Source organism: Veillonella sp. CHU740 (genome assembly GCF_003992055.1).
In the GTDB taxonomy this organism is placed as follows: Bacteria; Bacillota; Negativicutes; order Veillonellales; family Veillonellaceae; genus F0422.
Window position 1 is genome coordinate 147,117 of record NZ_RQVD01000001.1, and the last position, 14,353, is coordinate 161,469.

11 protein-coding genes and 1 tRNA gene are annotated in these 14,353 nt (G+C 40.9%); all 12 read right to left on the minus strand.

Translation table 11 applies throughout. The features are described from left to right. Positions 1 to 301: 301 nt before the first annotated feature. The gene (locus EO115_RS00680) at positions 302 to 844 is read right to left on the minus strand and encodes an ECF transporter S component (RefSeq protein ID WP_126937073.1); all 543 of its coding nucleotides are present in this window, start codon (positions 842 to 844) and stop codon (positions 302 to 304) included. Then, the gene (gene dat, locus EO115_RS00685) at positions 844 to 1,698 is read right to left on the minus strand and encodes a D-amino-acid transaminase (RefSeq protein ID WP_126937074.1); all 855 of its coding nucleotides are present in this window, start codon (positions 1,696 to 1,698) and stop codon (positions 844 to 846) included. Before dat ends, EO115_RS00680 begins: the two co-directional genes overlap by 1 nt. A gap of 577 nt (positions 1,699 to 2,275) precedes the next feature. Next, the gene (locus EO115_RS00690; RefSeq protein ID WP_126937075.1) at positions 2,276 to 3,379 is read right to left on the minus strand and encodes an acyltransferase; all 1,104 of its coding nucleotides are present in this window, start codon (positions 3,377 to 3,379) and stop codon (positions 2,276 to 2,278) included. A 50-nt stretch (positions 3,380 to 3,429) separates the two neighbouring features. Beyond that, the gene (locus tag EO115_RS00695; RefSeq protein WP_126937076.1) at positions 3,430 to 5,175 is read right to left on the minus strand and encodes a DUF4127 family protein; all 1,746 of its coding nucleotides are present in this window, start codon (positions 5,173 to 5,175) and stop codon (positions 3,430 to 3,432) included. 105 nt (positions 5,176 to 5,280) lie between these two features. Beyond that, complete coding sequence (locus EO115_RS00700; RefSeq protein WP_126937077.1) at positions 5,281 to 5,955, minus strand: trimeric intracellular cation channel family protein; 675 nt, start codon at positions 5,953 to 5,955, stop codon at positions 5,281 to 5,283. Between the two features lie 209 nt (positions 5,956 to 6,164). Then, positions 6,165 to 6,255 (minus strand) — tRNA-Ser (locus tag EO115_RS00705). A gap of 384 nt (positions 6,256 to 6,639) precedes the next feature. After that, positions 6,640 to 7,203: a manganese efflux pump MntP family protein gene (locus EO115_RS00710; protein WP_126937078.1), complete on the minus strand. Its 564-nt coding sequence runs from the start codon at positions 7,201 to 7,203 to the stop codon at positions 6,640 to 6,642. 106 nt (positions 7,204 to 7,309) lie between these two features. Then, a complete protein-coding gene (locus EO115_RS00715; protein WP_126937079.1) occupies positions 7,310 to 8,728 on the minus strand; it encodes an Rne/Rng family ribonuclease in 1,419 nt (472 codons plus the stop codon). Between the two features lie 9 nt (positions 8,729 to 8,737). Further along, positions 8,738 to 9,427, minus strand: coding sequence for a TIGR03936 family radical SAM-associated protein (locus EO115_RS00720; RefSeq protein ID WP_126937194.1), 690 nt, complete (start codon positions 9,425 to 9,427; stop codon positions 8,738 to 8,740). After that, the gene (locus tag EO115_RS00725) at positions 9,399 to 11,282 is read right to left on the minus strand and encodes a TIGR03960 family B12-binding radical SAM protein (RefSeq protein ID WP_126937080.1); all 1,884 of its coding nucleotides are present in this window, start codon (positions 11,280 to 11,282) and stop codon (positions 9,399 to 9,401) included. Before EO115_RS00725 ends, EO115_RS00720 begins: the two co-directional genes overlap by 29 nt. A gap of 37 nt (positions 11,283 to 11,319) precedes the next feature. Further along, positions 11,320 to 12,423 (minus strand): rod shape-determining protein RodA, encoded by a 1,104-nt coding sequence (gene rodA, locus EO115_RS00730; RefSeq protein ID WP_126937081.1) that lies wholly within the window; start codon positions 12,421 to 12,423, stop codon positions 11,320 to 11,322. A 9-nt stretch (positions 12,424 to 12,432) separates the two neighbouring features. Next, on the minus strand, positions 12,433 to 14,349 hold the full coding sequence (gene mrdA, locus EO115_RS00735; RefSeq protein WP_126937082.1) for a penicillin-binding protein 2: 1,917 nt from the start codon (positions 14,347 to 14,349) through the stop codon (positions 12,433 to 12,435). Positions 14,350 to 14,353: the final 4 nt, after the last annotated feature.

A 14,353-nucleotide genomic window follows, 5' to 3' on the forward strand; every position in this document is an offset into this window, starting at 1 on the left:
CTTGCCTATCGTCTATTATAACTTAAATCTATAACTCCATATTTAGAGGTGCCCACTCTTTATAACAAATGCACTCCTGCCTAGATATGGGCCCCTATGTTAACTCACTATATACTTATTATATAATGATGAAAGATAGCATTTCCACTAAGTATATCAGTAATCTAAAGCAAGTATTCTTTTTCTCATACTAGCCATATACTAATTATCATGCGTTTCTATACAAATACCTGTACTTTTCGTAATGACAGCAGTCAATAGTCGGATGAATATACTCCCTTACATACAATCCACATGCTAGCTAGTCTTGTTTCTGGAGCTTAATGCCACCACGTTTTGCAATAAATGCGGCTAAGAAAATACCGCAACTACCAGTAATCAGCTGTGGCCAGCCCATGCTGAACAAGATACCTTTTTGCAAGTTCTCATCAACAGCTGGACTACCATCTGCTCCTGTTGGCAACAATTGGAATAGTTCAAAAAACAAAGCATATAACACTACAGATTTAATAATCGCAGCCACAATAGCTGTCACCCAAATTCGTTTTTGTCCTAACATTTTCACAGTTACAGCGTAAGCCATACTGCCAACCGCTACCACTGGTACAAATACCGGAATTGTCAACATACCTTGGACAAAGGCCATCAATGGTGTGACACAAGCTACGACAAAGCCACTCCATAACCCATATCGCCATGTTGCGATAGCCGTACAAGCCCCTACAATAGAACCCACCAAAAATTGCACTAACCCATGCACAGGTATGATCATGCGAAGAAACCCTTGACTGAGCAAGGCAATCGCTAATAGTAACGCACTACCTGTTATTGTTTTAACCGACATTATGCTAGCCCTTCTTCCATTAAATGATGTAATTGTTCTGCCAATACTTTTGCTGCTTTACCTGGAGTACCATCTCCTACAGGTTCACGATTCAATGTGACTACAGGAATGACACCACCAATCGTATCGGTAAAGAAAATTTCATCCGCATCTTTTAAAAACGCTTCATCAAATTCACGTTCAATGACTGTAATACCAGCCGTTGGTGCTACTCGAGTGACAATCAATTGTCTAGTAATACCTTTTAAAATATGATGATCGGCAGGATGGGTATAACACACACCATCTTTCATGACAAATAGATTCGATGTAGCCCCTTCTGTGACAATACCATCACGCACTAGGATCGCTGTATAAGCACCTTTTTTCTCCGCTTTTGTCTGCGCCAAAATATTAGGAATTAAATTTAGCGTTTTAATATCCACACGAGCCCAACGATCATCTGGCAAAGTAATCGCTTTTACACCATTTTGTAAGGCCCCTAGGTCCATTGTAATTGGCTTGATGAACATGTACATTTGCGGTTCTAATTTAGAACGCTCAAAGGCATGATGACGCGGAGATACACCACGAGTGATTTGCAAATAGATGTATCCATCTGTAATTTCGCTTTGCTCAATCATGATTTCATGTAACTCTTGTAACTCATCCGGTGGCATACGTACAGGAATATCCATTTCACGCATAGAACGATACAAGCGATCTTGGTGATAGGAGAAAGCAAACGCACGGCCATTGTACACACGAACTACCTCGTATACACCATCACCAAAACAATACCCTCTATCATCAAGACTAACCACCTTAGCCCCAGGCTCTACCATTTCACCATTAAAATAAGTTAATTCTTTCATAGTAACACCTCATAGTATACATACGAATCAAGTATCACTTTCATTATAGTACAGACAAGTATAAAATTCTATATCTTTTACAGCAAATCTTCTGTAAACACCACATACCCTATTTAGACGCAATCTAAGCAGAGCGCAAGTTTGCAAATAACACCGCTCCTTGAGGAACACAGTTATAAGTAGCAGCCTTGTGGCATCCCTTAGTACCTAAATCATGCAAACACAGAAGACCTAAACATGCTCCAATGCAAGCCAAGCAAGGCACAAGTTTGCAAACAACACCCCTCCCCTGAGGAACGCAGTTATGAGTAGCAGCCTTGTGGCGTTCTTTATTACTTAAATTGCGCAAACACAGAAGACCGTAACATGCTCCTGAACAAACCTACCGTAGGATCAGTTTGAGATGGAGTATGTTACGGTCTTCCTTTACTCTATTTAATTACGAACGCCACAGGCTGCATAGCATCACAAGTGACGACCTACCGTAGGATCAGTTTGTGGAGGAATATGTCGTGCTCTTCTCTTCATCATATTCAGTTAAGAACAGCACAGATTGCATAGCATCACAAGTGACGACTTATTTGCCTAGCACATACCCTCTAATTTGTTTTGGCAAAGAACCTAATAATTTTGTCAATCCAAATGACAATATAACTGCACTGATATACATGACAATGACGGTCATAGCCGTATATCCTAGCCCTGCTATTTGTAGAACTTTATCGAATGCTATTAGTACAAACGGATGCACTAAATAAATTCCATACGATGCATCTCCTAATTCTGTCCAAAAGGTCTCCACTACATCACTCATGGATGACACTGTAAAGGCCCACACAAAGAAGACACAACCCATGGCTGTATATACCAAACCTTGTGGACTTAATTGATGGACTGTGTAGATAGCCTCTAACCGAGTATATCCCCACTCTGCCATTACATAGTAATAAGATCCTAGCATAGCCACTAAAGATACGATAAATCCCACTGTGATAGCAAATCCATGAGCATCAATCCATTCTAACATGGCGTCGAATTTCTCAGCTAATAAACCACCTAATAGGAATATCCACACATAAAATCCTACAAAATAATTAAGGCGCATGCTAAAGATGTACTGCAACCATTCTTGTGAAAATTGCACAGAACCTGCCATATAAGAGGACCAATAATTCACTGCCATTTGCACAAAAAATAATATAGTCATCAACAATATTGGGGCTTTCAGTATAGACCGCAGTGCCCATCGCCATAGTGGCATCAAGGCATAGAACCAAAGTAATATGACTAAGAAGTACAGATGATACATACCATTTCCAAAGAGTAAACTTAACCCTAACACATGTGGCATCAATCCCCACGCACTATGAGCTACACTCGCATTATATGCCGTGTATAGTATGGTCCATACAATGTATGGATAGAGCACCACCTGTATACGCCGACGTAAAAAATCAGCGTAGGAAAATTCATCCTCCACCGATGTATGATACAACAATCCAAAGGCAGATAAAAAGAAAAATGCAGGCACAGTAAATCGAGATACGATTTCTAATAGGCCCAATAGATGTATGTTAATATGAGGGTTGCTAAGTGCATAGGACCCTACATGAATCCCAATCACCCCTAGCATACAAAGCCCGCGCATATAGGTAATCGCAGGTACAGCCGGTTTTCTCATAGAACCTCCAAAAAAAGAGGGGCTAGGTCCCTCTCTATCTTTACTATATGTTATGTACTCGCTTTTGCCGTTGATCCAGCATCTGCCTTCGCTTGTTTCTCAGCGTTAGCCTTAGCTTCTGCTGCCGCTTTAGCTTCCGCTTCTGCCTTGGCTTTTGCTTCCGCTTCTGCTCGTTCAGCAGCTTCTCGTTGCAAGCGCAATTCTTTTTGCAATGGCGCTACTGGTTCACGATAGACAGTAATATCTGTTTCAAACAGGCGTTTCCAAGGGAATCGAGCCGATACAGTACGAGGGTCTATTTTTAAATAGGTAGCTGCAAAGTCTTGTACTCGTTCTCCTAGATAACTTTCTAAGGTATCATTCAATGTACCTGTATATTTCACATTATCTGTGCGAATTCTATCCTGCATGCGATACACATCTTTACGGATATTAGCTTGGTATGCCCAATTGTCTAAATATTGTTGAGTCAACATATTACGATGTTCTTGTTCACCCATATGGACGCCTAGAATACCTTGCGCAATGGCGTATCCAATCGTATTACTTGCTGTATTCCAACCATTATAAGCGCTCAATTTATAGAGCAAGTCTCGTTGATACAATCCATACACCAATGTATTATCTGATCCATTTGAGTACGAAATATCTGCAATGCTCACTGGCACACCTTGATTCAAGGATGCTTGAATATGGTCTAAGAACTCATTCGTTCTTCTAGAAATCATTGGAAAGTTTTCAAAAGCTTCCGATTCACCTGTCACCACACCGAGCGGCGTGTTGACTGCCAACAACACTGTCGGTTTTCCTTTGGCTTTCATCGTGCCCCCAACGGCCTCTACATGTTCAGCAATAGTTTTTTCTACTTTTTGGTCTTCATAATGTGGTACCGTATCTCCGCCACCACCTAGTGGATACATGACTTCAAAGGTTGGTTGCAAATGATTTCTATCGACGTGATCCCGAGCAATCAACAGCAACCCTAATTGATCCGCCCCTGGGAAACTTCCATATTGTTTCGGTGAAAGTCCCTTACTATGCTTTTGCAAATATCGACCTTCCATAGCCGATTGGGATAAATTACTAGTATCATCATGCCCCAACGCAAAATACGTAAAGACACCTTTTTTTGTGATATCGATTAATTCACGATTCACCGTCATATTTTTTTGACGTCGCTGGAACCAATCTTGTAAAAATTCAACAGGTACTGTCGCTTGTAGGGTGAACAATTCTTTTTGTTCATCTATCGTCAACGGTTGACTATCCATTTTGTCTTGTAACGCTGCAATGCGGAATATAGTTGGACCATATTGATCATAATAGGATGGTTCCACACCGCCTCCACTAGCTCTAGGAGAGCGCATCACCGTACCAAATGCATAAATTGGTATATTAGGATATTTCGCATGTAAATCTTCAATATGATGCACTCGATATGTCAATGTATGCATATCTATATGGTGCTTTCTGGAATCTACTAAGCCCCCATAAATTAATGTGTCAGTGCTCAATACCAACACATCTGCTTTGCTAGCATTCTCATCGACCCACTTCCATATCGCCTCTGCATTTCCCTGAAAGTTACGACCAGAAATAAAATACTCTGGTGGAGTCAAAACTGTGTATCCTGCATCTTGTGCTGTTGCCACCGTATAGGCTAAGCTCACTGGCCTGTCATCTTGTGGCACATATAATACCGTCGTAGCCTCTGCTACAGATATACTACTCAATACAGCGGTTGCCAATGCAGTCGCTGCCATAGCGAACTGACGTCGCCATTTATGTAAATTCATCACGTATTTCTCCCGTGTATAACACTATAAAAACTCTTATTATTATATCGCTAGAATATCCTCTATGACAACTCTATATCATCACATATAACAACAGAAGCTATATCAATCATTCGTGTAGTTATCACTTCGTCTTGTATCTGATCTATGTTTCCGCTCAATACGAGGCAAATTCCAATGATATTCCATAGCTACCATTCGAATAGTAAATACGATACCAAATGTAATATAGGCTGCTACAATTTGATGATTACTTTCATAAAGATAAAAGTAAGAAATACTTCCTAATAATGCTGGCAACGCATAGACTTCTTCTTTCAATACACTAGGCGTACGATGTGCCAAGATATCGCGAATGATACCTCCCCCCACAGCGGTAACAACGCCAAGAATCACTGCCAATACCAAGTTATGAGGATTCGTGGCAATCCCTACACTAGCCCCAGTAATAGTAAACGAAGCCAGCCCTAAGGCATCTGCAGTAAGATATATTTTTGTCATTCCTTTACTTTCAAGATACCGATTCCAACCATATCGATACATCATAAATACAATGCCTACAGTAACCAATGTAATAGAAATGTACAACCCTGTTTGTAACGACGTTGGAGGAATACGCCCTACTAGCACATCACGAACAATCCCACCACCAATAGCCGTCACCAATGCTAGGATTAATATACCAAAAATATCCATACGCCTCTGAATACCAAGCAAAGCCCCCGATATAGCAAACGCAATCGTGCCGATCACATCAAATAATAGCCATAAAACATCCATACAATGCCTCCTCATATGGATTTAGTATACCATTCTTCACAGGAAGATTCTATACAAAATAAAACATAAAAAGCAAAAAGGACGGTTGCACCCGTCCTTTTTTGTTTACCCTATAATGGGGACTATAACTTTTATTGAGTTAATTATATACCATCTTGCCACAAAATACAATAAAAGCGCCTATGCAATGCATAAACGCTTTTAAAATCTGGCGGAGAGAGAGGGATTTGAACCCTCGGTACGGTATCACCGCACACATGATTTCCAATCATGCTCCTTAAGCCGCTCGGACACCTCTCCAAGTGAATACTTAATAAGTATAAACTATACAGCATATTTCGTCAAGCACTTTTTCCACCAGAAAATGCAGTTACAATTTGCAACCTTCTTCCCCGTGAGGAACGCAGTCATGAGTAGCAGCCTTGTAGCGGACCTTACTACATAAATCACACAAACACAAAAGACCGTAACATGCTCCTGAACAAACCTACCGTAGGATCAGTTTGAGAAGGAGTTTGTTACGGTCTTCCTTTGCTCTACGTAGTTAAAACCGCTACAAGCTGAATAGCATAACAAGAAACGACCCTACCGATAGGATCAGTTTGTGGAGGAATATGTCGTGCTCTTCCCTTTATCATATTCAGTTATATACGCCATAGGCTGCATAGCATAGCAAGAGACGACTTAGCGAGGCAAATACCCCAAATGCTGCATCAATATTTTCACTCCAATGATGATTAATATTACCCCACCAGCCATTTCTGCTCGCTCTCGAAAGGCTTTCATCATGTGATATCCACTGAATATACCTACTAAACAAACAAAGAAAGTAATGACTCCAATAGTGAGAGAAGCAAAATAGACATCTACATGTAGCAATGCAATCGTCACGCCCACCGCCAAGGCATCGATACTTGTTGCTACTGACAGTGCTAACATTTCTTTCCAATCTACAGTCGTTGTATCTTCCTCTTCATCACTGAGAGAAGTACGAATCATATTAATCCCTAAATAGCCTAAAGTAATAAAGATCACCCAATGATCCCATTCATCGAAATTCTGCGAAAATTGAGCACCTACGATAGCCCCAATAATCGGCATCACACATTGAAAGGCACCGAATAAAAATGCTAATGTTGTTTTCTTATAGATAGAATCTTCTTTCATCTGCGTGGATTTACAAATAGAAACAGCAAAGGCATCCATAGCCAAGCCAAAAGATAAAATTAAAATTTCTAGGTACGACACAAGAAGCCTCCAAAAAAGCAAAAGTGCCTGGAACCCCAAGCACTTAATGAATACAAAATCATGTCTTCCCCAAGACAAAATTTCTTTCTTACTACTTATTTTCTTATTATACATCACCTAAGGCCAATAGGGAATAGGCTTCTAATCCCATTGTGGAATCATTTTCAATCTGTATAGTTCGTTGTAATTCCCTATGCAATGACTCTAACACTGGTTTTGTAAAGAATAGGCCTACATCTGGATGAACCACAATGGCTACATCTGTTTTTAATCGACCAAATCGATATAATTCTCGTAAGCGTCGTATAATCTGTAAGTACACTGTTTCTCCTTTTAATACATGCCCTGTCCCACCACAAGAAGAACAAGTATCAAAGAGAATGGACGGGATACTTTGGCGTTCCCGTTTTCTAGTAATCTCTAGTAACCCCAGAGAGGTCATACCACATACAACAGTTTTAATCGGATCTTTCTTAACCAATCGATTCATCAATTGGACTAACTCTTCCACATCAGGTTTTGGCATATCGATAAAGTCGCAGATAATGATACCGCCTAAATTACGCAAACGTAATTGCCGGGCAATCATATGAGCCGCTTCTAGGTTCACTCGTTTCGCCACTTCACCAACTTTTTCATTCTTACCGCTATAATGCGCAGAGTTTACATCAATGACCGTCAATGCTTCCGTTTGATCAATTTGCAAAGAACCCCCAGATGGCAAGTCAATACGATGGTTTAGCAACGCATCGATTTGTTCCTCTATTCCATGCGTTTTAAAGATATCTTCTTTTTGATTCCACAGAGTAATATCTATAGTGTTACCAAATCGCCCAGCACCCAACAGTCGTTGTAACTCTTCATAGGCGGACATATCATCCACCATGATAGCATCTACGGTCGGTCCCATATAATCTCGAATGACACGATACCAAAGATTTGCATCTCCATAAATTTCCGTCTTATTTTGTGCTACTTTATATCGCTTTTGTAGATGTTCCCATGTCTGATGTAAATAGGCCATATCATTGGCAATCTCTTCTTGCGATGCATCCATGGCGGCAGTCCGCAAAATAAACCCTACACCCTTTTCTAAGTACGGTTGTGCCATATCTTTCAAAGATTGACGTAGCTCTGGGTCTGTAATCTTTTTCGATATATGAATTTGCTTATCTTCTGGCAACAATACCATATAATGTCCTGCTAAGCTTACATCCGTAGTCACTCGTGCACTCTTACCAAGCATAGCATCTTTCACCACCTGCACCATGAGAACTTCGCCCACATGGACCTTTTTTTGTTTCCCATGTTCTTGCAGATTCAGATACACATTTTGACCAATGCCAATGTCAAGAAAGGCTGCACTCATACCTGGCAAGACATTTTTTACAACACCTTTGTAAATATGATTCACACGATTCGACAACTGTGGTCGTTCATATATAATTTGTTGCAACGCTCCTGTCTCATCCACAATGGCAAGACGCGTTTCCTCCTGCATTACATTGGCATATAATCGGTTCATAGTATCTCCTTATTCCACTTCTAAAGGCGTAATACACGTACCCTCTGTTTCAATCAAAATGGCTTCACGATGGATAGAATAACTATCTGTTACAGGCCAACCATATTGGTCTTTTCCCAATTTCCACATATCGCCAGGCTTCATGGTCCCCTCAGGGTACACACCAATCGCCATGCGAATGGTCACCATATCGCCGTCTACCTTTGCCGCCAATGGTTCTTTAATAAAATGCTTTACATCAATGGTTCTTGTCTTTTTCGGCGTTACTTTTTCATATAACACTTCTACTGCACTATTAAAAGGCTCCAACAACTGATCCCAGTTGGCATCTGCTTTCGCAGGACCTGTCACTTCATAGACTGCATAATTGCAGATAGCCATCATCTTTTTCACTTTGTCCGGCATGAAACGACCCTCTAACACTTCTAGCCCTTTTGGTGCAGCCTGTGAAAGTCGATCCATCAATTCCTCCAAGGAGCCTTCTTCTAAAACATCCATATCACAATATTCAGCGCTAGCTGTAATACCCAAGGCAAGAGCAGAAGAAAAGCTAATTTTCATATGTGGATTGAATCCTTCAGAATAGGCCATTTTAATGCCACTACGGCGAATCATACGCTCAATAGCTGAGGCATAATCTAAATGGGATAAGAATCGAAGTTCTTCTCCCTTATGTAAGGCCAAACGTAACTTTCTCAACACGTCCACCCTCCTTATAATCAATAATTGGTGTGCCTAACTCTGGGCAAGCATTACAGCCATTGCAAGGTTTACGACGGCAATCCCATGTCAACGTACCCTCTACAGCACGCTCCCATTCACGTTGTAAAAAGGCTTTACTTACCGTGTCATCAATGTGTTCCCATGGCAATGCCTCTTCAAAACTACGGTCACGGCGCGCATAATAATCTGGATCAATATTTGTATCTTTGAAAGCTTGCATCCAAGTATCGTATTTAAAATACTCTGTCCAGCCATCAAACTTACAACCGTTTTTCCAAGCTTCGATGACAGAGGGAGCCAATCGTCTGTCACCACGAGCAAAGATAGCCTCTAAATAACCTGTATGCCCATCATGGTAATGGTAAGAGATATTGCGATTATTGATGAGGGATTTTAAATATCGTTGCTTCCGGTGAATTTCCTCCACATCTTGCTGACCATACCATTGGTATGGAGAATGTGTTTTAGGAACAAAGAAAGAACAACTCACTGTGACCTTACCATTGCGTTTGCCTGTAATATCACGGTGTAAATCTAACACTTTATATGCTAAATCAGCAATGCCTGCTACGTCTTCATCCGTTTCCGTCGGTAAGCCCATCATGAAATAGAGCTTTACTGTATTCCATCCAGATTTAAAAGCATTTTCACAAGCAGCCATTAAATCTTCTTCGCTAACCCCTTTGTTGATGACATCACGCATACGTTGCGACCCCGCTTCAGGGGCAAAGGTTAAGCCACTTTTACGAACTTGTTGTACCTTTTTAGCAATATCAATAGAGAATGCATCAATACGCAAAGACGGCAAGCTAACACTCACTTGTTTGTCTTTAAACTCTTCCATCAACATATCTACTAACTCTGGTAATTTAGAATAGTCTGCCGAGCTAAGAGACATTAAAGAAATTTCGTTATATCCTGTATTGGCGATAATATCTTTTGCCATCTGCAACAATCGTTCCGGCGTTCTTTCACGAACAGGACGATATAACATACCAGCTTGGCAAAAACGACAGCCTCGTAAACAACCACGGAACAATTCCAACACAGCCCGATCATGGACTACGTCTAAATACGGCACAATCGGCGCTGTTGGATAGTAGGAGTTTTCTACATCTTCGACGATGCGCTTTTTGACTACTGACGGAGCTTCTTCTGCCAATACTTGCAACCCTTTAAAATGGCCTTCCTCTGTATATTCTGGCTGGTATAAAGCCGGTACATAGGTACCTTCAATTAAGACTGCCTTACGCAAGAAGGCCTCTTTGCCACCTGGGAACCCTTTTGCTTTTTCTGTCTTAAATAGTTCTACAAATTCCACTAGCCATTCTTCAGATTCACCGATAGACACAATATCAAAGAAATCTGCTATCGGTTCAATATTATAGACACAAGGTCCCCCTGCTAAGAGCAATGGGAAAGACATATCTCGATCTTTGCTATAGAACGGAATATCTGCCATATCCAACATATTTAAAATATTGGTATAGCTCATCTCATATTGCAATGTAAAGCCTAACAAGTCGAATTCACGAATTGGTGTTTTTGTTTCCAAGGAGAATAAAGGAATCTTACGATCTCGCATTTCCTGTTCCATATCATGCCAAGGCGCAAAGACACGTTCTGCCGCCACATCTTCTCGCTCATTCAACAAACCATATAAAATCTTTATCCCTAAATGGCTCATACTGACTTCATATACATCAGGAAAGGCTAATGCCATTGTTACATCCACTGTACTGTGGTCTTTCACAATGCTATTCCATTCTCCACCCGTATAGCGAGCCGGTTTTTCCACATGTTGTAACCATGATGGATCTAAGTGAATCATACAACCTCACAAGAGGCACAAGCCTCATTTCTAATAATTAAAACATGCGCTTTTTCTGGCGCATTACTATATTTAACAATAAGCCTACACTCAACAAATTGGTAGTCAAGGCGCTGACCCCATAACTGATAAATGGCAATGGAATCCCTGTGACAGGCATAATACCCGTTGTCATTCCTACATTGACTAACACTTCAAACAGCAGCATAGAGCCAATACCCGTTGCAATTAGCATACCAAAAGGATCTACAGATCGTTTAGCAATTAAAAAACTGCGATACACAACTACCAACAGTAACCCCAAGACTACACAACAACCGAGAAGACCTAATTCTTCTCCTACTACAGAAAAAATAAAATCTGTATGGTTTTCTGGTAAGAAGTTTAATTGACTTTGAGTCCCTTCAAATAAACCTTTTCCGAATAACAATCCTGAACCAATTGCAATTTTAGATTGGATAATATGATATCCTGCGCCAAATGGGTCTACATTGGGGTTTAAAAACACCATAATCCGTTGCTTTTGATACTCTTGCAATACAAACCAGCTCAAAGGAGCTAATGCTACCATGGTTCCTACCATAATCTGCACTAAGCGCATGCGAATACCACTGACAAATAACATGCCTGCCAAAATGGCTACATACACCAACGATGTACCCAAGTCTGGTTGCTTGAACACCAACAAGGCAGGAATTCCCAAAAACAGAAATACAGGAGCTAACTCTTTAAATGTATTTAACTTACCTACTCTGCTCTCTAACATATTGGCCAAACTAATAATCATCATTAGCTTAGTAAACTCAGAAGGTTGGATTGTAATGGGGCCGATTTGAATCCAACGCTGTGCCCCTAATGCAGATGTACCCACAATCATAACTGCAAGCAACATCACTATAGTAGCTCCATAAATCCATTTTCCGTAAGTGCGCAATCGTTCATAATCTAACCATTGCAAGCCTATAATCGCAATTAAGTTTAACCCAAAGAACAGCAATTGTTTTGAAACTAATCCTGTCAATTGCAGCCCTTCCCGATTGACATGTGTAGCACTACCAATGACAACACATCCAATGAGGATTAGACTAATGGTAGACAGCACTAGTATCCAATCCCATTCTCGTATAATTCTTTGCCACATAATGCACTCCTAGTCTTTGTTATCTTTCGTCTCTGTTTTAGATGTTGAAGTATCTTTATTATCGTCTTTTCCATCTTCTTTTTTGGCCGTCACTGGTGGTATTGGCTGTTTTGGTATATGGAAATATTCTTCCAAGATAGGGCGGACAATAGATCCCGCAGAAATCGCTCCGAATCCGCCTTGCTCTACCAATGCCACTACTACAATGCGAGGTTTATCATACGGTGCATAGGCGACAAACCAACCATGGTCACGACCAGTAGCATTCTCGGCAGTACCAGTTTTACCAGCTACTGCTAAGGATAACCCTTTAAAGATTTCGCCGGCTGTACCACCTTCCAACGTTACATCACGCAATCCATTACGTACGATATCCATGACGCTTTTAGAAACTTGAAGAACGCCTAACTTCTTAGGTCCAAAGATTTCTTCTGGTGTCCCATCTGCATTGTCAATACGACTCACCACATACGGTTGATAGCGAATCCCTCCATTGGCAATTTCAGACATAACAACTGCCATCTGTATCGGCGTTACTAGCGTAAAAGATTGTCCTATGGCAGCATCAAACGTTTCGCCTAAATACCAGTCTTGGTCAAATACTTTTCGCTTATATTCAGGACTAGCTATATTGCCTGTGCCTTCATCATATAACTTAATCCCTGTTTTTTCACCGAGACCAAAAATCTTCGCATATTTATCGATATTTTCAATCCCTAACCGATTGCCCATTTCATAGAAATACACATTATCTGACTTGGCCAATGCCTTATTAAAATCTAGCCATCCAAGGGCTTCACCTTCGGCATTTCGTTTATCGATCAACCAGTGCTTACCACTGTCATAAATCATTTCATTAGGCGTTACCTTTTTCAATTCTAAGGCTGCCGCACCTGTAATAATTTTGAAAGGAGACCCCGGTGGATATTCACCTGTGACTACTTTATTTTCAAAGGGATGATTCGAATCTGTATTCAACTGATTCCACTGCTCTGTGGTGATCCCTTTGGCGAACCAGTTCGGATTAAATCCAGGCGCACTCACCATGGCCAATACGGCACCCGTATTAGGATCCATAGCAACTACTGCGGCCCCCTTGGCAGGAATCCCCTGTTTTCTGAGCGCCTCCAATTGATCATACACAGCTTTCTCCGCCACCTTTTGCAGGTTCAAATCAATTGTTAAATGAATATTACGACCTGGTACCGTATGTTTACGACCTACTTCTTCTATAGGTCTACCACTAGCATCGACCTCTACTTGTCGACCTCCATCGACACCACGCAATACAGGATCGTACATTTTTTCCAGACCAGAACGACCTAGTATCGTTCCCGGTCCGATAGAACCACCTGTATGTGTACCATCTAACTCTGCTTGCTTGGCCGCTGCCAGTTCATCTTCACTCACTTCACCCACATAGCCTAACAATTGCGAAGCCATTGTATCATGAGGATAATACCGTAGTGGCTCTACATCGACGGTAATGCCCGGTAACTCATGGCGATGCTCCTCAATTTTAGTGACTTTATCCAATGTAACATCACTAGCTAAGCGAATGGGTTCATATCCACCCTTATGAGCTTCAACTTTATCTTCTAACGTTTTTACAGGCACTTGTAAATACGTAGCTAGAGTCTGCAAAACTTGTGGGTCTGCCTGTTTACCTGTAGGCAACATAGATACCATGTACGCTGGACGTGATCCTACCACAATTTGGCCATTTCGATCATACATAATACCTCTAGTGGCCGTCATCGACAACATCCGTAGTCTATTCCCCTCGGCTTTGCCTCTATAATAGTCACCTTCAATAGCTTGCAAGAAAAAAACGCGGCCTAAAAGGATTAGAAATATAATAACAACTATTGTTAGAAGCACATCAAAACGTGTAGTCTTCTTCTTTTTATATAGTGCTTTTAACATAGGT